This window comes from Citrobacter sp. wls757, assembly GCF_005280935.1.
In the GTDB taxonomy this organism is placed as follows: domain Bacteria; phylum Pseudomonadota; class Gammaproteobacteria; order Enterobacterales; family Enterobacteriaceae; genus Citrobacter; species Citrobacter portucalensis.
In genome coordinates this window covers 95074-121162 of the sequence record NZ_SZWU01000017.1, presented here as the reverse complement: position 1 = coordinate 121162, position 26089 = coordinate 95074, and the positions used below count along the sequence as shown (strand labels likewise).

Genomic DNA, 26089 nt, shown 5'->3' with positions numbered 1-26089 from the left:
GCGCCGCCGCAGAACACACCGGGCAAATGAGTTTTCCCGCCTCGTCATGGCGAGCGATAAACTGGATGACAGCCTCACTGGCGGCAAGGTTAACGCTGCCCTGCGGCCCGCCGGGTAACACAACGGCATCATAAAGATCCGTCTGACGCGCAGCCAGCGTGCTGTCCGTCACCATCGGCACGTCATGGTAGCTCACCACCGCACGGGACTCGGCGCAGGCCAGTGTTTCAACTTCGATCTGCAGGCGGCGCAGAATATCAATGGTAACAATGGCTTCCGCCTCTTCAAAACCAGGTGCCAGTAGCACGGCAACCTTTTTCATACACACTCCTCGATTTTTCCAAATACACCAAACAATAAATGTCGAATCATTCAGGCGCTTAACTTTATTAATTTCCACAAAACTGATCTGGCGCAAAAAAATTAGCCAGCAGATAGCGTTCACAGACGCGGGTCCATGGTGAAATTTCTTCATCCGAAGACCAGATAATCATCTGGCGACAGACAATACCTGATTGTGAAATTCCATTTCGTGATATGAAACATCATTTCATTATCAATATTTCACTTTAATGCTATAAATATCAATCTGTTATATTCACAGCATTTATATGCACAAGCGGAAAAATCACTAATATTGCTATGACAATATGTAAAAAATCATAAATACGCAGATTTAAGGATTTTCTTATGTCGGGACTGGAGTTATGCTGAATCTTGATCGGGAGCGAATATAATTCGTGATCACTAAAGGACCGGCGGAACGGATTTATTCTGCTAACAGTTTTAATTGTACGTAGAGGTGACGTGTAGCGGCAGCCCGTTGCACTGACGTTAGTAACGTACATCCCCCTTTCTGGAAATAAGGATATTGATATGGCTGCAGTTGGAATTGTTCATAAACTCAACACACAAATGAACCTCGAGTTCTACGCATCGAATCTTTACCTGCATCTCAGTGAATGGTGCTACGAACACAGCCTGACTGGCACCGCAACCTTTCTACGCACCCAGGCGCAAGGTAACGTGACTCAAATGATGCGTATGTTTAATTTTATGAAAAGTGCCGGGGCTAACCCTATCGTCAAGGCTATCGATGTTCCAGGTGATGAACTAACTTCCCTTGAAGAACTGTTTCAGAAAACGCTGGATGAATACCAACAGCGTTACAGCAAGCTATCACGCTTAACCAATGAAGCAGAAGCCTTGAATGATGCAACAACCATTGATTTTCTTCACGATCTGGAAAAAGAGCAGCAGCAGGATGGCGTGCTGTTACAGACGATTCTTGATGAAGTCCGCAGCGCTAAACGTGCGGGACTGTGCATGGCGCAAACCGATAAGCACCTGCTGAACGTCGTGAACTATCAACATCACTAATCTTCAATTTTCATCGTGTTAATGCCGGATAACGATGCGACGCACCTTATCCGGCTGGTGCTTAATTTTCTCTACGCTCACGCCTCTCATTCTGCGAGGCGAAAAAACCTTTCTAAAACCTGAAACAACGGTTTATTTTAGTGAGATTCATTCTGCGGCGTGAATTTCAACTCGATCAAGGCAACCGCTTTTTGTATTGCGCGCATAGTGACCGGATCGGCACCTGCAGGATGGCTGGAAAAGTCGATGCTTTTCAGCTGGCTGGACATTTTCTCCCGAACTTCAACTGGGGCAATAACATCAAGAACATCCAGAATCTGCTTGATAACCAGCTGACAGGCAACAACGTCCGAGAGCAGTTCCTGATCGGCATTCAGTGTTTGGGACATAGTGAGCTCCTTATAGAAAGGTCGTCATAGTACCCATTCAACGAACGAAACGATAGCCGCGCATGCCTTCCGAATGCGCTGAAAATAAAAATAGTTCCAGTCAGTTTCTTTTGAGATGGCAAGCACAACATGAGTGAACATTTAGCGGTTGAGAACAAACGCGGTCTATCCCCGGCTGCATTACTTGTTGCCGGGGCTTTCTTTATGGAGTTTATTGACGGCACGGTGATTGCCACCGCACTGCCCGACATGGCGAAAAGTTTTGGCGTGCAGGCAGTTGACCTGAACATAGGTATCAGCGCCTATCTGATCACCCTCGCGGTACTGATCCCCGCCAGCGGCTGGATTGCGGATCGCTTCGGCGCCAGAAAGGTGTTTACCCTTGCACTGGCGATATTTACTCTCGCCTCGGTTTTATGCGGTTTGTCCGAAAGCCTTGAGAGCTTTGTCGCCATGCGAATCTTACAGGGTGTAGGTGGTGCGCTAATGGTTCCGGTTGGCCGACTCGCGGTATTACGAACCACGCCTAAACATCAGTTGATCACCGCTATTGCGACCCTGACCTGGCCCGCGTTAGTCGCGCCCATCATTGGCCCTCCCCTTGGCGGATTCATTACCAGCTATGCCAACTGGCGCTGGATCTTCTTCATTAATGTACCGCTCGGAATACTGGCGATTGCGCTGGCGCTACGTTTTATCCCGGATATTCATGACGACGAGCGCCGCCCATTTGATATAACGGGATTTATCGCAACCTCTGTTGCGATGGTGAGCCTGGTGTATGCCATGGAGTTACTGGGAACCCAACAGCCTCAGGGCTGGCTGACCGCCGGACTTTTGGCGCTAGGAACATTGACCTTTCTGTTTGCCCTGCATCATTTTCGTCGCACCGCCTGGCCAATGATTCGCCTTGATGCCATGAACGTCCCTACTTTTCGCGTCACCATGTATGGCGGATCGCTGTTTCGTGCCTCTATCAGCGCCGTGCCATTTCTGCTGCCGTTAATGTTTCAGGTAGGTTTTGGCATGAACGCTTTTCACGCGGGTTCGCTGGTACTGGCGGTATTTGTCGGCAATCTGACGATTAAACCTGCCACCACACCGTTGATACGCTGGCTGGGCTTTAAGAAACTGCTGTTGATTAACGGTGCGCTTAACGTTCTGGCGTTGCTGGCCTGTGCATTAATTACGCCGCAGACCCCCGTGTGGGTTATTTTGCTGGTGTTGTATCTGGGCGGTGTGTTCCGCTCAATTCAGTTTACCGGCGTCAGCACGCTTGCCTTCGCGGACGTCCCCGCGGCACAAATGAGCTACGCTAATACGCTGTTCAGTACGGCGACACAATTAGCGGTGGGGTTGGGCATTTCTTTAGCCGCTATTGGCATCCGCATTGGCGATGTGGTCAGTGAAAAGCTGGCATTGGGCAATATTCCGGGGATCAGTTTCCGGCTGGCCTTTGTCGCTATTGCCATTATTTGTCTGGTAGGTATGGTGGATACGCTGCGGCTCACCCGTGATGCAGGAAGCGCAGTATCGAACAAGAACAGGTAGCCCGGAGGGTGAACGCCGCCGGGCTCACAGGATTTAGCCAATCACCTCGCGTACAAACGCTTCGATTGCTTTGTCCTGGCAGTTTTCAAAGAAGCACTGCTGGAAGCGCGGGCCTGATACAGCGGTTTTCACCAGTTCAGGATCGATCGCGCGCAGCGTGTCCAGATAATTTTCTTTTACCACAGCCGCTTTCACCTGATTCAGAATACCGGCGTTACGCACCTGCGGCTCTTTACGCTCCGGTGGGTAGCCTTCACCGTTACGCCCGGTGAACGCTTTTTCAAACATATAGCGCACATTCAGCTCAGCACCCCAGCCAAAACCTTTGGCGAATGCCAGAGAAAGCGCGTTGCCGTTGTTGATCTGAGAGAACAAGAACGCATCTGCAGGATCAAGGCAATAGCCACACACCACACCCGGATGGATATTCAGTGACATCATTGCCCCCTGGCCCGTACCGCAACCTGTAACAACAAAGTCTACAGCTTTGGAATTAAGCAGGATGCTGGCCATAATGCCTAAATGGATGTAGGTCAGATGATGATCATTTTCGTCGCTCATCCCAACGTTATAGACCGGAAAACCTTTCTCATCCGCAACGGCCTTAAGCTCGTTATGGATGATGGCGTTTTTGCTTGCCTGGCTGTTTTCCATCATCAATGCAATTTTCATTCTGTACTCTCCTGAATGCGCTGCGGTAGCCCGCTGAAAGTCATAACATTCAGCCACATTACTATTTTGCAATCGTACTTTCAAATTTAATGAAATTTAGTTTTAAAAAACAAAGTTACGCTCACATTCCTGTCTGAACAGTTCAGAATTACCTCAAACAAATGACCTCGTTGTGATTAATCGCAGGTGATCTTCGGGCTATTCAAGCCATTGATGAGGGTCTCTGTATGCCATGATAGTGTATCTTCGAACTTTCAGAGCGATCTCATGAAGACCTTTATCCTAGCGCTTTTGCCGCTCATGCTGACAGGATGCACAATTACAAAACAGGCACAGGTCAGCGAAGCCAGCGCCATCACTGGTGTGGTTCGCCTGACTTATAATCAGGCCATGTTACAAACAGCACGTACCGATGACTACGTTACCCAAGGGACAGCCACCAAAGAGTGTCAGCGCCTGGGCTATGCCAGCGCAGAAGCGTTTGGTCAGCCGGTGTCAACCTGTAGCGTGTATGCAGGCTCTCTATGCTTAAATACCAAAATTACACTCGCCTGGCAGTGTCATGGTGTCGCGGTGCCCCAATCGCCTTCTTTCAATTATTAATATTTCCGACCAGCTCATTTTTGCTGGTCTTTTACCACTTTATTATTTATATCCTCCGTTTAATATCGTTAATGCGTTTTATTCCCATTCGCATTTTTAATAAATAAATTTATTATTTTACCTTTTGCAAATAATTAAATAACAAATTATAGTGGCGCCACGTCAATATATAATAACGTTTGTGGAGCAGAACCATGCTGAAAACAGAAATGATCGACCAACTGAATGAGCAAATGAATCTTGAATTATATTCATCTCTGCTCTACCAACAGATGAGCGCGTGGTGCAGCTATCACAGCTTCGAAGGTGCTGCCGCGTTTTTGCGCCGTCACGCCCAGGAAGAGATGACGCACATGCAGCGTCTGTTCGACTACCTGACCGATACCGGCAGCTTGCCGCGTATTAATACCGTTTCTTCACCCTTTGCTGAATATGCTTCTCTGGATGAACTGTTCCGTGTTACTTACGAACACGAGCAGCTAATCACCCAGAAAATTAATGAGCTGGCACACGCGGCAATGACCCACCAGGATTATCCAACCTTTAATTTCCTGCAATGGTATGTTGCCGAGCAGCATGAAGAAGAGAAATTATTTAAATCTGTTATTGATAAGCTGTCGCTGGCAGGAAAAAGCGGCGAAGGTCTTTATTTCATCGACAAAGAACTGGCTACGCTTGATACACAGAATTAATATTTTAGGGTAATGAAGGCAACCCGCCATCATTACCCCTTGAAATCAGTGACGGCAGATCTTGCTTTCGTGCGTAGAGAAGCCGTCTTCTTTTGCAATAAACTTTCCCTTCGCCGCTAAAAACGCCACCAACTCGCCTGCCGTCATATCCGCCGCAGAACAAGTGTGAAAACGCGCCTGCTCGCCGAAACGTGCCGTAATCGCCGCTTCAAGGCTGGCATTTGAATACTGCTCACCAGATTCAATCATCATGTTAAGCACTTCGTGACCGTGAATAGATTCCATATTACCTCCTTAATAAAGTCCGTAGCCTAATGTGAACCGCACATCGTCGCTTTGCGCTAACGCAGGTTTATCAGCATATAAATGTCATTTGTTATACATCTTAATGACCAAAGCATCGTAAATATTAATGTACAGTCATTGTAACGGTGATTTGACGAAAATAGCGTTTTGCCTTAATCTGCGCCGCAGATATAACCATTGATTATCTCTGGGACAGAGGAAAGCGTGAAAAACAGAACCCTGGGTAGTATTTTTATCGTGGCGGGAACCACGATTGGTGCCGGTATGTTGGCAATGCCGCTGGCTGCGGCAGGCGTGGGGTTTAGCGTCACGCTGGTATTGTTAGTCAGTCTTTGGGCGTTGATGTGCTACACCGCGCTGTTGCTGCTTGAAGTGTATCAACATGTCCCGGCAGACACCGGGCTGGGTACGCTGGCAAAACGTTATCTTGGTCGTTACGGACAATGGGTAACGGGCTTTAGCATGATGTTTTTAATGTATGCTCTGACGGCGGCGTACATCAGTGGTGCAGGTGAACTGCTGGCCTCCAGCATCAGCGACTGGACCGGAACAAATATTTCCCCGACAACAGGCGTACTGCTGTTCACCTTTGTTGCCGGTGGCGTGGTTTGTGTTGGGACCTCGCTGGTCGATCTGTTCAACCGTCTGCTATTCAGTGCCAAGATAATCTTCCTGGTGGCGATGCTGGCTCTGTTAATGCCGCATATTCATAAAGTGAACCTGCTTACGCTGCCGCTGCAACAGGGGTTGGCGCTCTCCGCAATCCCGGTCATCTTCACCTCGTTCGGTTTTCACGGCAGTGTTCCCAGTATCGTCAGCTATATGAACGGTAACATCCGTAAACTGCGTTGGGTGTTTATTACGGGTAGCGCTATTCCTCTGGTCGCCTATATCTTCTGGCAACTGGCGACGCTTGGTAGCATTAACTCGACAACATTCATGGGGCTTTTAGCCAATCACGCAGGCTTAAACGGCTTATTGCAGGCATTGCGTGAAGTCGTGGCTTCGCCGCACGTCGAACTGGCGGTGCATCTGTTTGCTGACCTCGCACTGGCAACCTCTTTCCTCGGCGTTGCATTGGGATTATTTGACTACCTGGCCGACCTCTTCCAGCGCCGCAATACCGTAGCGGGAAGAATGCAAACTGGCGTGGTGACCTTCCTGCCGCCGCTGGCATTCGCGCTGTTCTATCCGCGTGGTTTTGTCATGGCATTAGGGTATGCAGGCGTTGCCCTGGCGGTTCTGGCGCTGCTCATTCCCTCGATGCTGGCCTGGCAGAGCAGAAAACATAATCCGCAGGCCAACTACCGCGTAGCAGGCGGTGCTCCGGCGCTGGCGCTGGTATTTTTGTGCGGCATTGTGGTGATAGCAGTACAGTTTTCTATTGCAGCAGGATTACTACCAGAAGTGGGTTAAAACAAAGGGGCTTTCGCCCCTTTCTGTTAATGCAAACAGCACTGCTTATATTTCTTGCCGCTGCCACACGGACAAGGGTCATTGCGCCCTACTTTGGCATCCACTTTCACCGGTACTTTGACCGGCGTTTCCTGAGGATGCGCCATCCAGTAAGCATGCAGGTCCAGCGCAGCCAGGCGGATGGCATCGACGCTCTCTTCAAACGCTTCCGGCGTTAGTTTCTCAACCACCGCAAAGTTCTCTTCCGTACCGTGCAGCGCAATAGCTTCAAGTGCTGGTTTTAACGTGTCCGGTAACGCGGACCAGTCTGACAGTGCGACGCCGCGCATATAACCAAAGCACCACTCTTCAACGATGGTCAGTTCATGCTCGTCAATTTCACGCAAACCAAACAGCGGCTCAAACTGCTCAGGATATTCATCCAGACGATCGGCCGTATCCGCCATATGTTGAAACGCCAGGTTCATGAAACGCGTCATTTCTTTTTCGGAGGACCAGCGAGGGACATACTGCGCGCCGCCCCAAATTGCGACCAGCCACTGCTCTGGTTCAATTTCATACGGTGAACTCAGCACCGCCGTCAGCAAACCATCCAGTTCTGACACATCCAGAATAGCCTTGTCTGTATTGTACTTAGTCAGTACATCATCCAGCCATTCCAGTTCGCTCTCGTTTAATGGTCCCGTTTTCATAACGCTTTTCCTTAGTCAAAAAATCTTGCCTGTGATCATCCTACATGGCTGGAGGGATAACAGATAAAAATGGGCATATGCGGCATATAGCTGCCGCCTGTTCAGGTTAACAGGAAACGAGGGGAATTCCGGAAGTTAACGCACAAAAGAGAACACTAAGCCGCCGGGCATCATACCGGGAAAACACAATAAAACCACCCGTAGGTGGTTTACTGTTGTTCAATACGGTTGAGCGTTGCGGTATAGCCCGTTTTCGCTACCGCGTTAAGTAACGTATCGGTTGGGAAACCTTCTGGCACAATCGCTTCTGCTTGTCGGGTTTTTAGGGAGGATTTTGCTTTAATCACCCCATCGATTTCACGTAGCGCCTGATTGACCGAAATAACGCACAGCGAGCAGGTCATATTTTGTATATCCAGCACCACTTTTTGATTGGCCGCCTGAGCCCACAGCGGCAGCAACAAGCATGCAACTAATGTGAAGATTTTCATTCAAATACCTCATAAAACCAGGCAACGAGCGTTGGATAAAATAGCACCGGCAAAATCAACGCCAGCGCGCACCAGTAGAGAACGCGCGCTTGCTTCAACGTTAACCATCCGGAGCACCACAGCCGCCTGGAAAAATAGAGCCGCCAGAAGACGCGCAGTAATAAGCCCAATGACACCAGCATCAGGGGAATTCGCAAAAACTCAAACTGGGTGAAAACAGCAAAGCTCGCCGCCGAAATACCAAACAACAGATAGAGCAGCGGTCCAACGCAGCATAAGCCCGCGGTGACAGCAGCCGCAGCGGCCGTCAACAGGGTGAGTCCCGCCCCTTTAGCGTTGTTCTGTGGCGACATAGCTGTACGAGAACGCTTTAGGATCATAGAAATTGATCGGGTCGCCATCGACTTCAGCGTAAGGATAGCCAAAGTTGTTCATGGCTCCCTGCTCCGTTGCTGGATACAGCTCGAAATCACGCCCGTAGTTAAATCCAACCCAGTTCATTTCCCAGTTACCAAACAGGTAAGTGTTTACCGCCTGGACATCGGCGTCCTGATGCGACTTTTTCTCTGCCAGACGCATTTTGGTCACATCAGCAGGATCGCACGGTAACCAGCCGTAACCGGCCAGATAGAATTCGGCGCGGCAATGTTGTCCGCCACTGACATCAGCGACGCCTGCGCTGTCTGCTTTGCCAAAAGCGCTTTTCGAGTAACGTTCGAGTTTATTGGCTTTGCCCAAACGGATGCCAAACAGTTCGCGCGCCGGAATGCCGCTGGCCCGCGCCAGAGCCACAAAAACGGAGCTCATGTCGGTGCATTTTCCTTTGAGCTTACCGCTTTTTAAGATTTCCGCCACATCCCCCGTGCCGCAGCCAATAACGTCGTTATCGCGCTCCATATGGCTACTCACCCACTCGTAAATCAGGCGTGCTTTTTTCAGCGGATCCTGCTCATTACCGGTAATTTTACGTGCGGTTTCCAGAACCTGCCCATCAACTGGGGTATGTGTCGTCGGCAGCAGGTACGGTTTTACATCCAGCGGATAAATAATCTGCTCCGGCGCTTGCCAGGTTTTCAGCGCGTCCTGCTTCAGCGGCTCCCAGTCGGCGGTTTCAATGTCGATATCAACGTTAATCAACAGTTCGCCCTGCGAGTCAGGCCAGGTGGCAAACAGCGTTTTCGCGCCATAAGTATTATTAGTGGTAACGTACGCCTGCTTATAGTTTCCGCTAAAGGCAAGCGCCGTCATTTGTTGAAACGCGGTATCTACCGGAAGCGGGATCCACAGTTTTACCACGCCGCTCGACCCCTTAGGAGGGTTAAGTTTGTACGTCTGGGATAACACAAAGCGCCGACGCGCGACTGGTGCAACGGATGGCTCAGCGGCGTGAACCGTCTGGCTAATAACCGCAGGACCGACTAAACCGGCGGCGGAAAGGAGAACGCTATTTTTGAGAAATTGTCGACGTTGCATTGCTGTCTGTCCATGTTGTAAGAGTTGGGCTACGGCTAAGAAGGTAAAAACCGTATGCGATCATCACAGCAGACAGACGCTGACATAAAAAGGTGAGCCGATGGAGGTTATTCATCAATAACAGACCTGTTAACTGTGAATGAAATAAGAAACTGCGCGACAGATAATAAGCCATAGACAGGCAAAAAGTACAGCCGTGAGGGCGAGTTCAGAAAATATAGACATTCGTTGCCAGTTTGCGGGCTAACCCTCTTGCCCCCTCGCGCATGACCGTATTGTGATTCCAGCGAAATACAGGTGCTGCCAGCGGGGCAAGATAATTCATCCAGCGGATCGTGGTACGCACATTCCAGTCATATCTGACGATAGTTTCTGCACCACTTGCAGAAAAAGACCACACGCCTCGCCCTTCAACCGCCCCGCTGGCTTGCCCCTCAAGCAGCGAGCAGGGCAGAATATTCAACACGTTGATATCAAAGGTTAAGCGATAAGGTAGCACTCCTTTCCAGGTATAACGATGCAGCGCCCCAATGCCCTGTATATCACCTTTTTTAATCTCAACGATGCGTTCCAGACTTTCCCACCATTCTGGCCACTGATCGGGATGAGAAAAAACATCCCATACCTCCTGAATTGAAGCCTCAACCCGCCAGACGGTGGAAAACCGATAGTTAGCCATAATACAGACTCCCTCAAGGCGAGAAGAAATTGGCGGTAAAACGGATGTTAATGACCATAGCATCCAGAAGCACGGTTTCTAATCGCTGCCCATCTGGCGCATAGCTGATCACTTTGGCAGGGAGTCCATGATAATTATCCAGCCAGACGTCATAACGATGTACTCCATCAACCGCCATTGTTCCTGGCCCAACCACAGATACGTGCATTGTCGCCCGTCCTGCAAGGTTTTCCTTACCAACTGTGGTTGTTGTCCCTTCGCGTTGCAGATGACGAATATTGCCCAACAACACGCCGATATCAGAGCGATCCACCCGATGACCGCGCTCATCCTGGATCAATGAATTAGTAGGCGACAGGTGCAAAATGGGCAACGAACCCACACCAAATGGCCATAACGTCACTTTACCGCTGACAGGATTAAAGATAAGCGCCGCACCTGAATGCGGTTGGGTAAAATCCATCCGCACATACCCAGGCTTTTGAAAGCTATAGCGAATAATTTTGCTTTCATCGGATGGCGACGAGGAGCGCATCATAACCTGATAAGACGTCAGGTTATTAAATGACTGTTGAGAAAATGCGATGGGATCCGTAGCCCTGGCATTCTGCGAAAAGATATCCTCTTTTTCCACCGAATATGCTGCACCACTAAGGGTAAGCAATGCTGCAAACATAACTATCGGAAAAGATGAAATGTTCATAGCAGCCCCCTGAATCAGCACTGTCTGCAAACAGAAGTAATCATCTGTTGGCTGTTTTTATTATAGTTCTTAACTGCGCAGCACTACTCTTCCGGACTTTTAAACACAGTATGGATAGCAGGTTTAAATTATTGGTTTCCTTTTCAGTTAAGATGACAACATAAAGCTATACTTTAATAGCCATTCGTTTTATAGGTATTAATCATGAAACTGCCATCGGTATTTTCATGCGCCGTTCTCATATTACTGCTGCTGGCGTCATCATCTGCCACAGCCAGCGCGTTACAAAACCAGGCCGTCAGAGAGCAAGAGTTGAGCGCGGCACTTCGAGCTGGTAATGGCGTGATCATTATTGGCGGGACGGATGATTTCGCTTTCACGTTCAGGGCACGAAACCGAATCCACAGACAGCTGGCGATACAGGATGGCTTTGGCGATCCCATCCTGATGAATGGTTTCCAGGATCACAACTATAATCCCGCCCGCGATGGGTTTATCAACAACCCTGCCCGAGGGGGCTTTATGTTTAACGCGCCGATTCGGCGATAGATTGATTAGCAATAGTGAGTATATAGAGAGCAGTTTACGTTTCTGGCAGGTTGCTTGACGCAAGGTATCTATGCTTGTAAAAAACATGCACAAAAAAACCACCCGTAGGTGGTTTCACGACACTGCTTATTGCTTTGATTATTCTGTTCTTTCCCATGGTACCCGGAGTGGGACTTGAACCCACACAGCGCGAACGCCGAGGGATTTTAAATCCCTTGTGTCTACCGATTCCACCATCCGGGCTCGGGAAGAAATTGGAGGCGCGTTCCGGAGTCGAACCGGACTAGACGGATTTGCAATCCGCTACATAACCGCTTTGCTAACGCGCCGAAATCTTCTGGCTTTACAGCCGACATCCGCTATTGCCGATGTCTTAAATTTGGAGCGGGAAACGAGACTCGAACTCGCGACCCCGACCTTGGCAAGGTCGTGCTCTACCAACTGAGCTATTCCCGCATCACCAAGTAATTTTGTTAATCACTTGATTTTGTTATCGTCTGGCAATCAGTGCTGCCGTTCGATGCGTTGCATTCTACTTACCTGACGCAATGAGTCAACGATATTTTTCACCACTGACGATCGTTTGCTGAAATTTGCGTCGAAACGATCACTGATCAAGCAAATCTCCACGTGCAGCGCTCAAATACTGGAACATTGACCACAAAGTCAGTATCGCGGCGACGAAGAAAAGTGCGATCCCAGCATACTCTACCCAGATATTTGGACGCCACAGCAGCCAGGCTAGTGCAGCCATTTGCGAAGTGGTTTTCACTTTACCGATCCAGGATACGGCTACGCTGCTGCGTTTACCCAGTTCGGCCATCCATTCACGCAGTGCAGAGATGATAATTTCACGCGCAATCATTGTTGCGGCAGGAAGCGTCACCCACCAGCTGTGGTAATGCTCTGTCACCAGGACCATCGCGATTGCCACCAGCACTTTATCAGCGACCGGATCGAGGAAGGCGCCAAAACGCGTGCTTTGGTTCCAGCGGCGCGCCAGAAAACCGTCAAACCAGTCAGTGACCGCTGCGATACAGAAGATCAGCGCACAAACAAAGGGAGCCCAGGTGAATGGCAGGTAAAAAGCCAATACAAAGAATGGGATCAGGATGACGCGAAACAGCGTGAGCAACGTAGGGATATTAAATTGCATATGACGGATAACTATCTGTTGTCAGTGAAATTACCCCTATGTTGCTACAGAGGGCCTAATGTTTCAACGAGTAGAAGATCTTTTCTGCCAGAGCTTGCGAAATACCCGGCACTTTTGCAATTTCTTCGATACTTGCGTTACGAAGACCTTGCAAACCTCCCATATATTTCAACAACATCTGGCGACGCTTTGGCCCGACACCTTCGATGGTCTCAAGCGTGCTGGTGCTTTTCACCTTCGCCCGCTTTTTACGATGCCCGCTAATCGCATGATCGTGAGATTCATCGCGGATATGCTGGATAACGTGCAATGCAGGCGAATCCGGCGGCAGACTGAGGCCCTCACCTTCCGGCTCAAAGAACAATGTTTCCAGGCCAGCTTTACGATCGGTGCCTTTTGCCACCCCCAGCAAGAGCGGGTGCTGTTTGTCCCAGGGAACATCCAGCTCAGCAAAAACGGCTTTTGCCTGCCCTAACTGACCTTTACCGCCGTCGATCAATATGACGTCCGGAATCTTACTTTCTTCAATCGCCTTACCATAACGCCGACGCAAGACCTGATTCATCGCCGCATAATCGTCTCCCGGCGTAATGCCGGTAATGTTGTAACGGCGATATTCTGCGCGCAGCGGGCCATTGGCATCAAAGACCACGCAGGAAGCTACCGTCTGTTCACCCATCGTATGGCTGATGTCGAAGCACTCCATACGCTTCACCGCAGGTAACTTCAATACCGATGCCAGCGCCGTCAGACGTTGCGTAATCGTCGACTGCTGAGAAAGTTTTGTGGTGAGCGCCACTGCCGCGTTGGTCCGCGCCAGCTTGAGATAACGTGCGCGATCCCCTCGCGGTTTCGTCTGCACGTTAATCTTCCTGCCGGCCAGTTCAGACAGAGAGTCTGCCAGCAGGGTTTTATCGCTAAGATTAAAATCGAGCAGGATCTCCCCGGGTAAGGTACGCATCTGGCTCCCCTGCAGATAAAACTGCCCGACAAAGGTTTCGACGACCTCGCCGAGTTCCGTACCACCGGGTACTTTCGGGAAATAGCTGCGGCTGCCCAGCACTTTACCCTGGCGAATAAACAGAACGTGCACACAGGCCATACCGGCGTCAAACGCCACGCCAATGACGTCCAGATCGTCTCCGGTATTAGAGACAAACTGTTTTTCTGTCACGCGGCGTACGGCCTGGATTTGGTCACGAATGCGCGCAGCCTCTTCAAATTCGAGATTTTGGCTGGCCTTTTCCATGCGGGCGATCAGCTGCGTTAATACCTGATCGTCTTTTCCGGACAGGAACAGACGAACATACTCGACCTGCTGCGCATACTCTTCCTCACTCACCAGACCCGCGACACACGGACCAAGACAGCGGCCAATCTGATATTGCAGACAAGGCCGAGAACGGTTGCGATAAACGCTGTTTTCGCACTGGCGGATAGGGAATATTTTCTGCAACAGCGCCAGCGTTTCACGCACCGCATAACCGTTCGGGAACGGTCCAAAGTACTCGCCTTTGGCATGCTTTGCCCCGCGATGCATCGCCAGACGCGGGTGCGTATCACCGCTAAGGAATATAAAAGGGTAGGATTTATCATCGCGCAGCAATACGTTATAGCGCGGCTGATACAGTTTGATGTAGTTGTGCTCAAGCAATAACGCTTCGGTTTCAGTGTGCGTTACCGTGACATCAATCTGCTGGATTTGCGCGACCAGCGCTTCGGTCTTGCGTGACGCAAGATTACTACGGAAGTAGCTGGAAAGCCTTTTTTTCAGGTCTTTCGCTTTCCCGACATAGATAACCGTCCCGGCGGTATCATACATACGATAGACGCCGGGCTGACTGGTCACGGTTTTCAGGAACGCTTTGGCATCAAACTCGGTCACTGGCTTGTTAATGTCTCCGCATTACACAGGCCATGGCGAATTGCCAGGTGAGTCAGCTCTACATCGCCGTGAATGTTTAATTTACTGAACATTCGATAGCGATAGCTGTTCACCGTTTTAGGACTAAGATTCAGTTGCTCTGAGATCTCATTGACCTTCTGACCTTTGGTGATCATCAGCATAATCTGCAACTCGCGTTCAGACAAACTGGCAAACGGGGTTTCCGTTTTCTCAGGCTCAATCTGGCTGAGCGCCATTTGCTGAGCGATATCGGAGGCAATATAACGCTGCCCGGAAAAAACCGAACGAATGGCACTCACTACTTCCTGGGGGGCGGCGCCTTTGCTGAGATACCCTGCGGCCCCTGCCTGCATAACTTTTGCAGGTAATGGGTTTTCGGTGTGTACCGTCAGCATGATCACTTTAATGTCTGCCGTGGAACGCGCAATTTTGCGGGTTGCTTCCAGACCGCCAATACCGGGCATATTCATATCCATCAGCACAACGTCAACGGAATTTGAGCGGCACCATTTTACCGCATCTTCACCGCAGCACGCTTCGCCGACAACTTTTATGCCTTTTATATCTTCCAGAATGCGTCGTATCCCTGCGCGCACCAGTTCGTGGTCATCAACAAGAAAAACGTTGATCAAAGGAATATCTCCAGAATAGGGATAACGCTACCGATAGTTAATCGGCCCTATGTTAACGGGTTTTATCTCAACTTTGAAATGTAAAAAACGCCCGACTTTCGATTTTGCTCTCGTTTTTGGAAATTAGATTGTACGACGAGTGGAAATTTTCAGTCCTGACAGCCTTCTGCCACGGTTATATCTGCATAGCTGTTTCAGAATAGTGACAAAAAATTCATATTCCCCCGCTGAATGCAAAATAGGCAGTCAAAGTTGTAACAATAATTAACGAGGAAAATACTCGAAATAAACAACATGTGGAGAAAATATATGCACTGCAACATGTTGTTTATTTTAATGTCCACAACATTGGTCCGCGCAAAAAACAACCACAGATATTTTTAGCCTCGCTTATGGTATACTCCGCCGCCTTAAGATTTGACATCGCACTTTTTCATTGAAACATAACGAGGAAAATAAATGAGTACGCCTGACTTTTCCACTGCTGAGAATAACCAGGAACTGGCCAATGAAGTCACCTGCCTGAAAGCCATGTTAACGCTGATGCTGCAGGCAATGGGTCAAGCCGATGCAGGCCGCGTGATTCTTAAAATGGAAAAACAGCTCGCGCTGATTGAAGATCAATCACAGGCGGCGGTATTTTCCAACACGGTTAAGCAAATTAAACAAGCTTACCGCCAGTAAAAAGAAACCGGCTGATAGCAATGCTCTCAGCCGGTTTTGCGTCTGACACTCAGAACGATAATTTACTCAGATAAGCCCGGTTGCCGCGGCATAACAGGCTATCTGCGTTTTGTTTGGTGCATTGAATTTCTTTTGCATATTCTTCTGATGGAAGTTCACGGTATTTTCAGAAATCGACAGAATGATGGCTATCTCAGAAGAGGTCTTCCCCTCCGCCGTCCATTTCAATATTTCCTTTTCCCGCTTGCTAAAGCGCATTTCTGGCGCCATAACCATGTCATCTTCCAGCCGCGTCAGTACAGACAGGCTTTCCCGCACCAGAAGCTGCATCCTGAGCTCCACTTCATCGCTCGCAAGGCGACTGTTACGAATACTTGCACGCGATACCGATAAAAAACCCAACGCCCGATTAGGCAACATTAAGCATTGCGTCATCCCTTTGCGTAAACCGTGATTGCGTGCGGCGTCCCACAAAGGTTGCGCATCGCGAAACAGAGTATCGTTCCAGGGTAAATGCCCCTGACTGAAGTTTTCAGGTTTCAGCACCGGATCAATGGCGAAATAATTTTCGGACTGATAATGCGCCACCCATGCTTTGGGATAGGTCGTATGAAGAGACGTTTTAGGTCGGGTAAAAGGTACCGGATGACGAACACAGAGCGCGTAAAAGTCGAACTCTAAGTGCTGCGTCTGTTGTTGTAATTCCGTATAGACATCCTCTGCCGTCGCCATTTCCTGAAAGCGTAACAGCATGCTCCGTCGCCAGGTGAAGAAATCATGATCCTGCATACTAAGTGGTAATGCCCCTGAGATTGATAATCATCCAAACATATGAAACAAGCTAACACATAAATGTATTTTATATATGCAAATTATCGGACAAATGAAGAATTACTTGAGTATTACTCAACAGTGGAAGGAAGTAACAGATTCAAGCATTAATAATAAAGCAATAATTATAAATAGTTATGCGAACAGCACTCGCCAGAAACAATTCCGACGAGTGCTATATGCACTATTTATTGCATCAAAAACTTCTCAAGAAACTGGCGGGTACGCGGCTGCTGCGGATGCGTGAATAAGGATTTTGCTGGTCCCTGCTCCACTATCCGTCCTTGATCCATAAATATCGCTCTATCGGCAACATCGCGAGCGAAGCTCATTTCATGCGTCACAATTACCATGGTGCGTTTTTCCTGCGCCAACTGGCGAATGGTATTCAGCACCTCGCCAACCAGTTCAGGGTCAAGCGCTGAGGTAGGTTCATCAAATAAAATAACCTCAGGTCGCATCGCCAGTGCCCGGGCAATCGCTACGCGCTGCTGCTGTCCGCCCGATAAACGCCGCGGATAGCTGGTTTCTTTACCTGCTAGCCCGACTTTCGCCAGCAATTCACGCGCACGAGCTGTCGCTTCAGCTTTTGGTTCACCTTTGACTATCACCGGCCCTTCAATAATGTTTTCCAGCACCGTCCGATGCGGGAACAAATTAAAGTTCTGAAACACAAAACCGACGTGCTGACGTAACTGACGAATCAGCCCTTTCTGCTGAGTCAACGAACGCGCGGTATCAATGGTAATCTCACCCACTTTAATAGTGCCCGCCTCCGGTTGCTCCAACAAATTAATGCTACGCAGCAGCGTGGTTTTGCCCGATCCGCTCGGCCCAATAATCGCTACTACTTCACCAGGTTTGACGTCAAGATCGATCCCATGCAGCACCGTTTGCCCATGAAATTTTTTGACCAGGTTTCTGACTTCGATAGCACTCATTTCGGCTCTCTCTCCTGGCGGTTCAGTTGTTCTTCAAAATAGTTTTGCAGTGCAGAAAGTACCGTCGCCATCACCCAGTAAATCAACGAGGCCGCCAGATACATCGTAAAGACTTCCAGCGTACGCGAGGTAATCAGCTGCGCCTGACGGAACAGTTCCGGTACCTGAATAGTGGCGGCCAAAGAGGTATCTTTCACCAGACTGATAAAGCTGTTGCTCAGCGGCGGCAACGCAACGCGCGCAGCCTGCGGCAGGATTGCCCGGCGCATGGTCTGCCAGCGCGTCATACCAATACTGGCACCTGCCTCCCACTGCCCTTTATCGATGGAAGAGATTGCCGCACGCAGAGTTTCCGCAGCGTAGGCCGCCGTATTCAGCGACAAGCCAATCATCGCCGCCGGGATGGGATCAAGCTCAATACCAAACTGCGGCAGACCGTAATAGATCATGAACAGTTGGGCAATTAGCGGTGTTCCGCGAAAAATAGAGATATAAAAACGCGCCAGCCAGCGCACAGGCAACAGCGGCGACAGACGCATCAACGCCAGGATAAACCCCAGCACGAGGCCAAAAAACATCCCGCCGATACTCAGTTGCAGCGTAAAAACCGCGCCTTTGAGCAGATACGGCAGAGAATCAATTACCAGTTGGATACTTTCATGCATTAGCGTTTTTCGACCTGGTTGTTACACGTGAGGATGGTAGGCAAACAGTGCAGGTGCCCCACCGGTATGAATAAAGAGGATTGGTCCTTCGTCTTTGAAGCGCTTCTGGCTGATGCCGTCAATCAAACCCGCCATCGCCTTACCGGTATACACCGGATCCAACAAAATGCCTTCCAGGCGCGCCAGCAGTTTTACCGCCTCCATGCCTTCTTCGTTTGGCGTACCGTAGCCCGGCGCAAAATAATCGTCCCATAACAGGATATCCGCCGAGGCCGTCAGTTCCAGTTCGCGGGCAATGTCCTGCTGTAACGTTACTACTTTGGGCTTTTGATCGGCGACGCTGCGCGAGACGGTCACGCCGATAAGCTCGACGTCTGGCATCAGTTGTTCCAGGCCCACGGCCAGCCCGGCGTGCGTTCCCGCGCTGCCCGATGCCACCACAACAGAAGAAAGCGCAACGGCCCCTTCACACTGCTGGGCAATTTCCAGCGCGCTTTCCACATAACCCAATGCGCCCAGGGCGTTAGAACCACCAACGGGGATCACATACGGGCGGAAGCCCTGTGCTTCAATGCGCGTCGCCAGTTCCTGAAGCTGCGCATTCGGGTCGGTCAGCGCATCGCACATTTCGATTTGCGTATTAAACAGGTCCAGCAGCAGACGGTTGCCATTGGTGAGATAGTTTTCCGCAGTAGTGCCAATCGGATTTTCCAACAGCGCCACGCAGTGCAGGCCAAGCTTAGCCGCTACCGCCGCCGTCTGGCGAACATGGTTAGACTGGATGGCACCCGCGGTTATCAGCGTATCAGCACCTTCACGCAGTGCGTCTGCGGCCAGGAATTCCAGCTTACGCAGCTTATTGCCGCCCATAGCCATCGGCGTGACGTCATCGCGTTTGATGAAAATATCGCGCCCGAGGTAGTCGGAGAAGCGTGGAAGATATTCGAGCGGCGTTGGCGCGCCAATAAATTCCAGACGTGGAAAGCGCGTTAAATTATGCAGCGGCATACAGCCTCCGGTATTCGTTGTTGTGATGTTCTTTTTATTATGCACGTTCAGGCGCAATGAAATAAAAAAAGGCGCTGTTAAAGGCGCCTTTTTTATCCGGATGACGATTATTTCGTCACATCCGCCCCAAACCATTTTTCAGACAGGGCTTTCAGCGTACCGTCTTTCTGCATTTCAGCAATGGCCGCATCAACCGCTTTCAGCAGATCTTCATTGCCTTTGCGCAGCGCCACACCGGACTCCTGGCGGGAGAATGCTTCACCGGTCACAGCCAGCGTATCCTTGGTTTTCTTGACCAGATCCAGCGCTGCCAGACGGTCAACCAGAATGGCGTCGATACGGCCTACACGCAGATCCTGGTATTTGGTCGGGTCATCATCATAGGTACGAATATCCACGCCCTGCACGTTCTGGCGCAGCCACTCTTCATAGTTGGTGCCCAGACCAACGCCGACTTTTTTACCTTTCAGATCGGCAGCGGTCTTAATAACGCCTTCATTACCTTTCTTCACCAGCGCCTGAATACCAGAAACCGTATACGGGGTAGAGAAATCGTATTTTTTCTTACGTTCGTCAGAGATGGTCACCTGGTTGATGACCACGTCAATGCGCTTGGAATCAAGAGAGGCCAGCATACCGTCCCACTTGGTCGGCTTCAGGTTAGCTTTCACCCCAAGGTGCTTGGCCAGTTCCTCAGCAAACTCCACTTCGAAACCGGTCAGCTTGCCGTCATCGCCCTGAAAACTAAACGGGGGATAGGTCCCTTCCAGGCCCACCAGCAGCGTGCCGCGCTCTTTAACTTTATTTAACAGACCTTCATCTGCATAAGTCTTTACGCTCATTCCAGCGACAAGTGCAACAGCCATTACACCCATCAGAGCCTGACGTCCCAGAAGTGCTAATTTCATAGTTACCCCGAATATTGTCATTAGTGACTATCATTTATGACTACAGTGTAAAGCGTTTGCTGTGTTCCACAAACACGACTCTGTTACACCTTATTCGTTTTTAATATATATCAGAACTGGCTGTCCAGGAGGATTTCTGCATATGCCCTATATGCGTATGGGCTTTGAACTGCTCATACTTACGTAAGGCGATGCGGTAATTGTTGGTGCTGGTTTCCGGCAGCCACGGGGCAAGGTTTTCGTCGAGGAACCCTTCCTGCAGCAGATCGTGAGAGATATTTTGTTCGGTCAGGTGATTTCCGAGGCGACGCAGGCGGACAACGTATTCACGTACCGTGCCGTGACTCATTTCGGTCTGCTCAAATAAAAACTGTTTAAAACCGATAATATCGAAAAAGTCGCTCTGCTCTTTGCAATGCAAATCACCGCAAAAACGACACAGTGCCACCCACTCTTTTTTCTCCTGCTCCCACTCGGCTTCATCCAACAAAGTGTCCAGTCGAGCGATGGCGATTTTATTCACAATTTGCCCGCGACGAACCAGCGTGATCCGGTCGAGCAACTTAAAGCAATGGGCGCAATGCGTCTGGCTGTGTTTGAAATCTTTGAGGTAGCGGCTTAGAGGCCGTCTTTTTGATTGCTGCACCGTCATGAGAACTCCTGGTAGTCAATTCGTAATGCGGCATTGTTCAGGGGTAATGATGTACCCCTATAGCTTACCCAGCTTGGTGCGTAGACGTTTGATGGCCTGACTGTGCAACTGGCTGACCCGTGATTCCCCGACTTCCAGTACCGCGCCAATCTCTTTTAGATTCAGCTCTTCCTGGTAGTACAGCGTTAACACCAGCTTTTCACGCTCCGGCAACGCCTCGATCGCGTCCATCACGCGCTGGCGGAGGTTACCCTCAAGAAGCTGTTGTAACGGGTTTTCCTGCTGATGTTCTTCCGTCACCAGCTCAATACTATCGCCATGCTCTTCCCGCCACTCGTCATAAGAGAAGAGTTGGCTGTTATTGGTATCGAGCAACATCTGACGATACTCTTGCACAGGAATAGCCAGACGCTCCGCCACTTCGGTTTCCGTCGCGTTGCGCCCTAATTCCTGCTCCAGTTGTCCCATCGCCTGTGCCACTTCGCGAGCATTGCGCCGAACGCTACGCGGCACCCAATCCCGGCTACGTAGTTCGTCCAGCATTGCTCCACGAATACGCTGCACTGCGTAAGTGGTAAATGCCGTTCCTTGCAAAGCGTCATATCGGTCAACGGCATTCAATAACCCGATGCCGCCCGCTTGTAGCAGGTCATCCAGTTCTACGCTCGCCGGCAAACGCACCTGAAGGCGCAATGCTTCGTGACGCACCAACGGTACATAACGCTGCCACAGCGAGTGTTTATCCATTACACCTTCAGCGGTATACAGTGAATTCACGATAAACAGCCCTGCGTTAAATGAGTTATCGGCATGATTATCCGTTTCTGCAGGGGTTTTAATCGGGTGAATAGTGGGTGAAATGGGGGGTTATTTAGGGGTTACGGGTAAAGCTAAATATAAAAAACCCCGCCGGAGCGGGGTTTGTGTAGTAAGCGTAAATTAACGCAGCAGAGACAGAACGTTCTGCGGAACTTGGTTGGCCTGTGCCAGTACAGAGGTACCTGCTTGTTGCAGGATCTGTGCTTTAGACATGTTGGACACTTCGGTCGCGTAGTCAGCATCTTCGATACGGCTACGTGCAGAAGTCAGGTTGTTAACGGTGTTACCCAGGTTGGTGATGGTGGAATCGAAACGGTTCTGCACCGCACCGAGGTCAGAACGCAGTGCATCAACCTGCGCCAGGGCTTTATCCAGTACAGCCAGCGGATCTTTAGTGCTGGTGCTGGCTTTAGCAACGTCTTCGTTAACCAGTTTAGGGCTACCGTTTTTATCGGTAGTGACATACATGGTTTTACCGCCAGTGGCAACATTGCCATCAATATCAACGTTGTAAGTTGCGCCACTAACCTTCAGAGTGCTACCTGTTTTGGTTGCGTTAGCCTGTTGCAGATCAGAAACAGAGGCCGCTTTGTTTGCAGTAGTTGCACTCGTGGTGAGAGTGCCATTCTGAGATACACGAAGTGCAACGTCAGTAGCAACTTTAGCAGCAGTACCAGAAGTATCAGTTGAACCAGAAATAGTGAAAGTAACTGTTTTTCCATCCACTTTGGCAGTATAGGCACCGTCGCCATTAACTGCTTTAGCTGGGTCTGCATCTGGAGTCGATTTGGTAAACTCCATGCCATCAAATGTAAATTTGTCGCCGACTTTAGCACCAGCACCTAATGCAGCAAGGCTTACAGCACTTCCATTCGTAGTAGCTGTTGTTGTGTAAATAGTTGAAGCAGTATTTGCTTCAGTGGCATTGTCTGTTAAGCCACCATCTTTGGCACTAACGTACATGTCTTTACCGCCAACCTGTACGCCTTGAGTTTTGACATCAACAGTGATGTTAGTAACATCTGCAGCAGGAGCGGCACCAATTTTAACTTTTCCGCTGTAGTTATCAGTACCGGTCGCACCAAACTTGGAGACCAGGTCGCTGGCAGTGGCTTTCTGCGCACCGTTAACACGGAAGTCAGCAACACCCAAGCTCTGAGTATCGATTTTTTTCAGGTCGATAGCGATGGTTTCACCGTCGTTAGCGCCAACCTGAATTTTCAGAGTGTTATCCTGAGCCAGTACTTTCACGCCGTTGAACTGAGTCTGACCGGAAACACGGTCGATTTCGCCCAAACGCTGGGTGATTTCGTTCTGGATAGAGGTCAGGTCGCTGTCTGAGTTAGAACCGTTTGTTGCCTGAACGGTCAGTTCACGCACACGCTGCAGGTTGTTGTTGATTTCGTTCAGCGCGCCTTCTGTGGTCTGCGCGATGGAGATACCGTCGTTAGCGTTACGGGAAGCCTGAGTCAGACCTTTGATGTTAGCGGTGAAACGGTTTGCGATCGCCTGACCAGCAGCATCGTCCTTCGCACTGTTGATACGCAGACCAGAGGACAGACGTTCGATAGCGGAGCTCAGAGTAGACTGAGATTTGTTCAGGTTGTTCTGGGTCAACAGCGACAGGCTGTTTGTATTGATGACTTGTGCCATGATCTTTTCCTTATCAATTACAACTTGATGTTATTGGGCTGTTGCCCACGGTTTCTCACCGTAACCCATGTATCGGCACCTTAAATTCGAACTTTAGAAAATTTTTACTTTCCGCCCGCTTTTTTCTTAGCCCCTGAAATACCCTCTTTATATGTCACTATTCTGGGCATTATTTTTGCAAAACTATTATTAAACTTTGCGCGCAGATTGCCGATAACCCGCTTAACTACTGTTTGCAATCACAAGGAATTAGGCATGCCTTCATTTACATCATTGGGCGTCGGCTCAAACTTACCACTGGATACATTGCTGACAAACTTAACTACTGCTGAAAAAAAACGTTTAACTCCAATTACTCAACAGCAGAGTTCGAATACGGCAAGATTAACCGCCTACGGCACGCTGAAAAGCGCGCTGGAAAAATTCCAGACGGCAAACACCACGCTAAATAGCGCCGATCTGTTTAAAAGCACTACTGTAACCAGCAGTACAGAAGATCTGACAGTTTCGACTTCTGCCGGTGCAGCGCCCGGGACTTATCTCATCAGCGTAACGCAGCTGGCGCAGGCGCAATCATTAAGTACCAAAAGTGGAATCAGCTCAACGAAGGAAGCATTAGGTGACACCTCCTCCGACAACCGCACAATTAAGATTGAGCAAAAAGGCCGCAAAGAACCTCTGGAAATTAAACTCAGCAAAGACCAAACGTCGTTGGAAGGGATCCGTGATGCCATTAACGACGCCGACAGCGGTATTTCCGCCAGTATCGTTAAAGTTAAAGAAAATGATTATCAGTTGGTATTAACGGCCGATAGCGGTGTCGATAATAAGATGACCATTTCCGTCAGCGGCGACAGTAAGCTTAATGACTTACTGGCATACGACAGCACCGCCGGCAGCGGAAATATGAAACAGCTGGTGGAAGCCAAAAATGCGCTGTTGAAAGTTAACGGTATTGATATTGAACGCCCAAGCAACACCATTACCGATGCCCCGCAGGGTGTGACACTGAATCTGACTAAAGAAGTGACCGACGCGCGGATCACTGTCACCAAGAGTAATGATAAAGCAACAGAAGCGATCAAAAGTTGGGTTGATGCCTATAACTCGCTACTGGATACGTTCTCAACGCTGACCAAATACACTGAAGTTGATCCAGGTGCCGAAACCCAGGACACGAATAATGGTGCATTACTCGGCGATAGCGCTGTACGCACTATTCAGACAGGGATACGTGCCCAGTTTTCCAATGGTGCCAGCGACGGCGCATTCAAAACGTTGGGTGAAATCGGTATTACCACTGATGGTACCTCAGGCAAGCTGAAAATTGACGAATCCAAGCTGGAAAAAGCGCTGAAAGATAACACCGCAGCAACTCGTCAATTACTGGTTGGTGACGGTAAAGAAACCGGTATTACCACCAAAATCGCCACCGAAGTAAAAGGTTACCTGGCCGATGACGGCATTATTGACGTTGCCCAGGACAATATTAACGCCACGCTGAAAAAATTGACCAAACAGTATCTGGCCGTCAGCAACAGCATCGACGATACCGTCGCGCGCTACAAAGCACAGTTTACCCAGCTTGATAGCATGATGAGTAAGCTGAATAGCACCAGTAACTATCTGGGCCAGCAATTTACGGCGATGAGTAATTCCTGATAACACGAGGTAAGCATGTATACCGCGAGCGGTACCAAAGCCTATGCACAGATCAGCATAGAGAGTGGCGTGATGAGCACCAGCCCACATCAGTTGATTGAAATGTTGTTTGATGGCGCGAACAGCGCCCTCGTGCGCGCTCGCCTGTTTATGCAACAGGGTGATATCGTCGCCAAAGGCGAGGCCTTAAGCAAAGCCATTAACATTATCGACAATGGCCTGAAAGCAGGCCTGGATCAGGAAACTGGCGGTGAAATCGCCACCAACCTGTCCTCGCTGTATGACTATATGATCCGCCGTTTACTGCAAGCTAACTTGCGTAATGATTGTCAGGCCATTGAAGAAGTCGAAGAGTTACTCGGCAACATTGCAGATGCCTGGAAACAGATCTCACCGAAAGCGTCGTCCCAGGAGTCTCGTTAATGACCTCAGCCGTGGAGTTTATCAACCGTTGGCAGCGCATCGCGCTACTCAGTCACTCGCTGCTGGAACTGGCGCAGCGCGGTGAATGGGACCTTTTACTGGAACAGGAAGTTACCTATCTGCAAAGTATTGAAGTGGTCATGGAAGAGCAAACTCCACCGGGCATTACGCGAAGTATTCAGGACTTAGTGGCCGGGTATATTAAACAGACGCTGGATAACGAACAATTACTTAAAACGTTGTTGCAGCAGCGTCTGGATGAACTCAGTAATCTCATCGGTCAGTCGACACGCCAAAAGACGCTGAATAACGCCTATGGTCGTCTTTCCGGTATGCTGCTGGTACCCGACGCCCCCACCTCGCCACAATAATTTCCCGTCTCGTCTGAATTATCTTCCATACTCCAGAGGTCGGCCAAACGACTTCTGGAGCACGGAAGATGAAAAATCCCACGTTATTGCAGTACTTCCACTGGTATTACCCTGATGGCGGTCAACTCTGGCCCGAGCTTGCCGAACGCGCAGGCGGACTCAATGATATCGGCATCAATATG

The 26089-nt window shown here is 49.7% G+C and carries 31 protein-coding genes, 3 tRNA genes and 1 pseudogene; 11 read left to right on the top strand and 24 right to left on the bottom strand.

The genetic code is table 11. The features are described 5' to 3' along the window. Nucleotides 1–322: DJ-1/PfpI family protein (locus FDW94_RS23880; protein WP_249358306.1), on the bottom strand; the 322-nt coding region annotated here is incomplete at its 3' end. A gap of 554 nt (nucleotides 323–876) precedes the next feature. On the opposite strand from FDW94_RS23880, the gene FDW94_RS05260 reads away from it, so the two are divergent. Then, on the top strand, nucleotides 877–1380 hold the full coding sequence (locus tag FDW94_RS05260; protein ID WP_003034597.1) for a non-heme ferritin-like protein: 504 nt from the start codon (nucleotides 877–879) through the stop codon (nucleotides 1378–1380). Between the two features lie 137 nt (nucleotides 1381–1517). Here FDW94_RS05260 and FDW94_RS05255 read toward each other — a convergent pair whose 3' ends face one another. After that, nucleotides 1518–1769, bottom strand: a complete 252-nt coding sequence (locus FDW94_RS05255; protein ID WP_003034595.1) for a DUF2766 family protein — start codon at nucleotides 1767–1769, stop codon at nucleotides 1518–1520. A gap of 129 nt (nucleotides 1770–1898) precedes the next feature. On the opposite strand from FDW94_RS05255, the gene FDW94_RS05250 reads away from it, so the two are divergent. Continuing rightward, a complete protein-coding gene (locus tag FDW94_RS05250) occupies nucleotides 1899–3320 on the top strand; it encodes an MFS transporter (protein WP_071446154.1) in 1422 nt (473 codons plus the stop codon). A gap of 33 nt (nucleotides 3321–3353) precedes the next feature. On the opposite strand, the gene FDW94_RS05245 is transcribed toward FDW94_RS05250, so the two are convergent. Further along, nucleotides 3354–3992, bottom strand: coding sequence for an RpiB/LacA/LacB family sugar-phosphate isomerase (locus FDW94_RS05245; RefSeq protein WP_003034591.1), 639 nt, complete (start codon nucleotides 3990–3992; stop codon nucleotides 3354–3356). 267 nt (nucleotides 3993–4259) lie between these two features. Between FDW94_RS05245 and yecR the strand changes: the two genes are divergently transcribed. Then, the gene (gene yecR / locus FDW94_RS05240; RefSeq protein ID WP_008785081.1) at nucleotides 4260–4595 is read left to right on the top strand and encodes a YecR family lipoprotein; all 336 of its coding nucleotides are present in this window, start codon (nucleotides 4260–4262) and stop codon (nucleotides 4593–4595) included. A 194-nt stretch (nucleotides 4596–4789) separates the two neighbouring features. Next, the gene (gene ftnA / locus FDW94_RS05235; protein ID WP_003034588.1) at nucleotides 4790–5287 is read left to right on the top strand and encodes a non-heme ferritin; all 498 of its coding nucleotides are present in this window, start codon (nucleotides 4790–4792) and stop codon (nucleotides 5285–5287) included. Nucleotides 5288–5332: 45 nt separating this feature from the next. Here the strand turns inward: ftnA and FDW94_RS05230 are convergent, their stop codons facing one another. Next, nucleotides 5333–5572, bottom strand: a complete 240-nt coding sequence (locus FDW94_RS05230; RefSeq protein WP_003034586.1) for a YecH family metal-binding protein — start codon at nucleotides 5570–5572, stop codon at nucleotides 5333–5335. A gap of 225 nt (nucleotides 5573–5797) precedes the next feature. Here FDW94_RS05230 and tyrP point away from each other — a divergent pair, with 225 nt between their 5' ends. Next, the gene (tyrP, locus tag FDW94_RS05225; protein WP_032949537.1) at nucleotides 5798–7009 is read left to right on the top strand and encodes a tyrosine transporter TyrP; all 1212 of its coding nucleotides are present in this window, start codon (nucleotides 5798–5800) and stop codon (nucleotides 7007–7009) included. Nucleotides 7010–7035: 26 nt separating this feature from the next. On the opposite strand, the gene FDW94_RS05220 is transcribed toward tyrP, so the two are convergent. From FDW94_RS05220 to FDW94_RS05195, 6 genes are all read right to left on the bottom strand, one after another. Further along, the gene (locus tag FDW94_RS05220; RefSeq protein ID WP_003034581.1) at nucleotides 7036–7701 is read right to left on the bottom strand and encodes a YecA family protein; all 666 of its coding nucleotides are present in this window, start codon (nucleotides 7699–7701) and stop codon (nucleotides 7036–7038) included. A gap of 209 nt (nucleotides 7702–7910) precedes the next feature. Further along, nucleotides 7911–8192, bottom strand: coding sequence for a heavy metal-associated domain-containing protein (locus FDW94_RS05215; protein WP_137377247.1), 282 nt, complete (start codon nucleotides 8190–8192; stop codon nucleotides 7911–7913). Then, nucleotides 8189–8545, bottom strand: coding sequence for a mercuric transporter MerT family protein (locus FDW94_RS05210; protein ID WP_003833912.1), 357 nt, complete (start codon nucleotides 8543–8545; stop codon nucleotides 8189–8191). Before FDW94_RS05210 ends, FDW94_RS05215 begins: the two co-directional genes overlap by 4 nt. Continuing rightward, the gene (locus FDW94_RS05205; protein ID WP_137377246.1) at nucleotides 8523–9665 is read right to left on the bottom strand and encodes a transglutaminase domain-containing protein; all 1143 of its coding nucleotides are present in this window, start codon (nucleotides 9663–9665) and stop codon (nucleotides 8523–8525) included. Before FDW94_RS05205 ends, FDW94_RS05210 begins: the two co-directional genes overlap by 23 nt. 208 nt (nucleotides 9666–9873) lie before the next feature. Next, nucleotides 9874–10344, bottom strand: coding sequence for an SRPBCC family protein (locus FDW94_RS05200; RefSeq protein WP_137377245.1), 471 nt, complete (start codon nucleotides 10342–10344; stop codon nucleotides 9874–9876). Nucleotides 10345–10357: 13 nt separating this feature from the next. Continuing rightward, on the bottom strand, nucleotides 10358–11047 hold the full coding sequence (locus FDW94_RS05195; RefSeq protein WP_137377244.1) for a DUF1571 domain-containing protein: 690 nt from the start codon (nucleotides 11045–11047) through the stop codon (nucleotides 10358–10360). A gap of 204 nt (nucleotides 11048–11251) precedes the next feature. Between FDW94_RS05195 and FDW94_RS05190 the strand changes: the two genes are divergently transcribed. Beyond that, nucleotides 11252–11596 carry a hypothetical protein gene (locus tag FDW94_RS05190; RefSeq protein WP_125362630.1) on the top strand — a complete coding sequence of 115 codons (345 nt, stop codon included), beginning with the start codon at nucleotides 11252–11254 and terminating at the stop codon, nucleotides 11594–11596. Between the two features lie 156 nt (nucleotides 11597–11752). On the opposite strand, the gene FDW94_RS05185 is transcribed toward FDW94_RS05190, so the two are convergent. The 6 genes from FDW94_RS05185 to uvrY form a co-directional block, all read right to left on the bottom strand. Further along, nucleotides 11753–11839: transfer RNA gene (locus FDW94_RS05185), tRNA-Leu, on the bottom strand. A 12-nt stretch (nucleotides 11840–11851) separates the two neighbouring features. Next, nucleotides 11852–11925 (bottom strand) — tRNA-Cys (locus FDW94_RS05180). Nucleotides 11926–11976: 51 nt separating this feature from the next. Continuing rightward, nucleotides 11977–12052 (bottom strand) — tRNA-Gly (locus FDW94_RS05175). Between the two features lie 151 nt (nucleotides 12053–12203). Further along, complete coding sequence (pgsA, locus tag FDW94_RS05170) at nucleotides 12204–12752, bottom strand: CDP-diacylglycerol--glycerol-3-phosphate 3-phosphatidyltransferase (protein WP_003030490.1); 549 nt, start codon at nucleotides 12750–12752, stop codon at nucleotides 12204–12206. Nucleotides 12753–12807: 55 nt separating this feature from the next. Then, entirely contained in the window at nucleotides 12808–14637 is a 1830-nt protein-coding gene (uvrC, locus tag FDW94_RS05165) for an excinuclease ABC subunit UvrC (protein WP_137377243.1), read from the bottom strand. Next, the gene (gene uvrY / locus FDW94_RS05160; RefSeq protein ID WP_003834023.1) at nucleotides 14634–15290 is read right to left on the bottom strand and encodes a UvrY/SirA/GacA family response regulator transcription factor; all 657 of its coding nucleotides are present in this window, start codon (nucleotides 15288–15290) and stop codon (nucleotides 14634–14636) included. The genes uvrC and uvrY overlap by 4 nt, the downstream gene beginning before the upstream one ends. Nucleotides 15291–15749: 459 nt before the next feature. On the opposite strand from uvrY, the gene FDW94_RS05155 reads away from it, so the two are divergent. Then, the gene (locus FDW94_RS05155; protein WP_003030482.1) at nucleotides 15750–15974 is read left to right on the top strand and encodes a DUF2594 family protein; all 225 of its coding nucleotides are present in this window, start codon (nucleotides 15750–15752) and stop codon (nucleotides 15972–15974) included. A 66-nt stretch (nucleotides 15975–16040) separates the two neighbouring features. On the opposite strand, the gene sdiA is transcribed toward FDW94_RS05155, so the two are convergent. The 8 genes from sdiA to FDW94_RS05115 form a co-directional block, all read right to left on the bottom strand. Next, nucleotides 16041–16763 carry a transcriptional regulator SdiA gene (gene sdiA / locus FDW94_RS05150; protein ID WP_008785095.1) on the bottom strand — a complete coding sequence of 241 codons (723 nt, stop codon included), beginning with the start codon at nucleotides 16761–16763 and terminating at the stop codon, nucleotides 16041–16043. A gap of 230 nt (nucleotides 16764–16993) precedes the next feature. Further along, entirely contained in the window at nucleotides 16994–17746 is a 753-nt protein-coding gene (tcyN, locus tag FDW94_RS05145; protein ID WP_003030477.1) for an L-cystine ABC transporter ATP-binding protein TcyN, read from the bottom strand. Beyond that, on the bottom strand, nucleotides 17743–18411 hold the full coding sequence (gene tcyL, locus FDW94_RS05140; protein WP_003030474.1) for a cystine ABC transporter permease: 669 nt from the start codon (nucleotides 18409–18411) through the stop codon (nucleotides 17743–17745). The genes tcyN and tcyL overlap by 4 nt, the downstream gene beginning before the upstream one ends. Before the next feature lie 21 nt (nucleotides 18412–18432). Then, nucleotides 18433–19419 (bottom strand): D-cysteine desulfhydrase, encoded by a 987-nt coding sequence (dcyD, locus tag FDW94_RS05135; RefSeq protein ID WP_032943823.1) that lies wholly within the window; start codon nucleotides 19417–19419, stop codon nucleotides 18433–18435. A gap of 107 nt (nucleotides 19420–19526) precedes the next feature. After that, nucleotides 19527–20327, bottom strand: coding sequence for a cystine ABC transporter substrate-binding protein (tcyJ, locus tag FDW94_RS05130; protein ID WP_003030469.1), 801 nt, complete (start codon nucleotides 20325–20327; stop codon nucleotides 19527–19529). A gap of 100 nt (nucleotides 20328–20427) precedes the next feature. Continuing rightward, entirely contained in the window at nucleotides 20428–20979 is a 552-nt protein-coding gene (gene fliZ / locus FDW94_RS05125; protein ID WP_016150547.1) for a flagella biosynthesis regulatory protein FliZ, read from the bottom strand. A 57-nt stretch (nucleotides 20980–21036) separates the two neighbouring features. Beyond that, the gene (gene fliA / locus FDW94_RS05120; RefSeq protein ID WP_016153479.1) at nucleotides 21037–21756 is read right to left on the bottom strand and encodes an RNA polymerase sigma factor FliA; all 720 of its coding nucleotides are present in this window, start codon (nucleotides 21754–21756) and stop codon (nucleotides 21037–21039) included. A gap of 162 nt (nucleotides 21757–21918) precedes the next feature. After that, nucleotides 21919–23451: a flagellin gene (locus tag FDW94_RS05115; RefSeq protein WP_137377242.1), complete on the bottom strand. Its 1533-nt coding sequence runs from the start codon at nucleotides 23449–23451 to the stop codon at nucleotides 21919–21921. Between the two features lie 255 nt (nucleotides 23452–23706). Between FDW94_RS05115 and fliD the strand changes: the two genes are divergently transcribed. The 4 genes and pseudogenes from fliD to FDW94_RS23875 all read left to right on the top strand — a co-directional run. Further along, on the top strand, nucleotides 23707–25113 hold the full coding sequence (gene fliD, locus FDW94_RS05110) for a flagellar filament capping protein FliD (protein ID WP_137377241.1): 1407 nt from the start codon (nucleotides 23707–23709) through the stop codon (nucleotides 25111–25113). 15 nt (nucleotides 25114–25128) lie between these two features. After that, nucleotides 25129–25536, top strand: coding sequence for a flagellar export chaperone FliS (gene fliS, locus FDW94_RS05105; RefSeq protein ID WP_137377240.1), 408 nt, complete (start codon nucleotides 25129–25131; stop codon nucleotides 25534–25536). Next, nucleotides 25536–25907, top strand: a complete 372-nt coding sequence (gene fliT / locus FDW94_RS05100) for a flagella biosynthesis regulatory protein FliT (protein WP_008785101.1) — start codon at nucleotides 25536–25538, stop codon at nucleotides 25905–25907. Before fliS ends, fliT begins: the two co-directional genes overlap by 1 nt. A 68-nt stretch (nucleotides 25908–25975) precedes the next feature. Then, nucleotides 25976–26089: pseudogene (locus FDW94_RS23875) on the top strand (cytoplasmic alpha-amylase); the annotation flags it as partial.

Excerpts from the sequence above, each read along its gene's own strand:
- FDW94_RS05260 (WP_003034597.1), top strand. The coding sequence starts at position 877 with ATGGCTGCAGTTGGAATTGTTCATAAACTCAACACACAAATGAACCTC.
- FDW94_RS05255 (WP_003034595.1), bottom strand. The coding sequence starts at position 1,769 with ATGTCCCAAACACTGAATGCCGATCAGGAACTGCTCTCGGACGTTGTT.
- FDW94_RS05250 (WP_071446154.1), top strand. The coding sequence starts at position 1,899 with ATGAGTGAACATTTAGCGGTTGAGAACAAACGCGGTCTATCCCCGGCT.
- FDW94_RS05245 (WP_003034591.1), bottom strand. The coding sequence starts at position 3,992 with ATGAAAATTGCATTGATGATGGAAAACAGCCAGGCAAGCAAAAACGCC.
- yecR (WP_008785081.1), top strand. The coding sequence starts at position 4,260 with ATGAAGACCTTTATCCTAGCGCTTTTGCCGCTCATGCTGACAGGATGC.
- ftnA (WP_003034588.1), top strand. The coding sequence starts at position 4,790 with ATGCTGAAAACAGAAATGATCGACCAACTGAATGAGCAAATGAATCTT.
- FDW94_RS05230 (WP_003034586.1), bottom strand. The coding sequence starts at position 5,572 with ATGGAATCTATTCACGGTCACGAAGTGCTTAACATGATGATTGAATCT.
- FDW94_RS05220 (WP_003034581.1), bottom strand. The coding sequence starts at position 7,701 with ATGAAAACGGGACCATTAAACGAGAGCGAACTGGAATGGCTGGATGAT.
- FDW94_RS05215 (WP_137377247.1), bottom strand. The coding sequence starts at position 8,192 with ATGAAAATCTTCACATTAGTTGCATGCTTGTTGCTGCCGCTGTGGGCT.
- FDW94_RS05210 (WP_003833912.1), bottom strand. The coding sequence starts at position 8,545 with ATGTCGCCACAGAACAACGCTAAAGGGGCGGGACTCACCCTGTTGACG.
- FDW94_RS05205 (WP_137377246.1), bottom strand. The coding sequence starts at position 9,665 with ATGCAACGTCGACAATTTCTCAAAAATAGCGTTCTCCTTTCCGCCGCC.
- FDW94_RS05200 (WP_137377245.1), bottom strand. The coding sequence starts at position 10,344 with ATGGCTAACTATCGGTTTTCCACCGTCTGGCGGGTTGAGGCTTCAATT.
- FDW94_RS05195 (WP_137377244.1), bottom strand. The coding sequence starts at position 11,047 with ATGAACATTTCATCTTTTCCGATAGTTATGTTTGCAGCATTGCTTACC.
- FDW94_RS05190 (WP_125362630.1), top strand. The coding sequence starts at position 11,252 with ATGAAACTGCCATCGGTATTTTCATGCGCCGTTCTCATATTACTGCTG.
- pgsA (WP_003030490.1), bottom strand. The coding sequence starts at position 12,752 with ATGCAATTTAATATCCCTACGTTGCTCACGCTGTTTCGCGTCATCCTG.
- FDW94_RS05155 (WP_003030482.1), top strand. The coding sequence starts at position 15,750 with ATGAGTACGCCTGACTTTTCCACTGCTGAGAATAACCAGGAACTGGCC.
- sdiA (WP_008785095.1), bottom strand. The coding sequence starts at position 16,763 with ATGCAGGATCATGATTTCTTCACCTGGCGACGGAGCATGCTGTTACGC.
- tcyN (WP_003030477.1), bottom strand. The coding sequence starts at position 17,746 with ATGAGTGCTATCGAAGTCAGAAACCTGGTCAAAAAATTTCATGGGCAA.
- tcyL (WP_003030474.1), bottom strand. The coding sequence starts at position 18,411 with ATGCATGAAAGTATCCAACTGGTAATTGATTCTCTGCCGTATCTGCTC.
- dcyD (WP_032943823.1), bottom strand. The coding sequence starts at position 19,419 with ATGCCGCTGCATAATTTAACGCGCTTTCCACGTCTGGAATTTATTGGC.
- tcyJ (WP_003030469.1), bottom strand. The coding sequence starts at position 20,327 with ATGAAATTAGCACTTCTGGGACGTCAGGCTCTGATGGGTGTAATGGCT.
- fliZ (WP_016150547.1), bottom strand. The coding sequence starts at position 20,979 with ATGACGGTGCAGCAATCAAAAAGACGGCCTCTAAGCCGCTACCTCAAA.
- FDW94_RS05115 (WP_137377242.1), bottom strand. The coding sequence starts at position 23,451 with ATGGCACAAGTCATCAATACAAACAGCCTGTCGCTGTTGACCCAGAAC.
- fliD (WP_137377241.1), top strand. The coding sequence starts at position 23,707 with ATGCCTTCATTTACATCATTGGGCGTCGGCTCAAACTTACCACTGGAT.
- fliS (WP_137377240.1), top strand. The coding sequence starts at position 25,129 with ATGTATACCGCGAGCGGTACCAAAGCCTATGCACAGATCAGCATAGAG.
- fliT (WP_008785101.1), top strand. The coding sequence starts at position 25,536 with ATGACCTCAGCCGTGGAGTTTATCAACCGTTGGCAGCGCATCGCGCTA.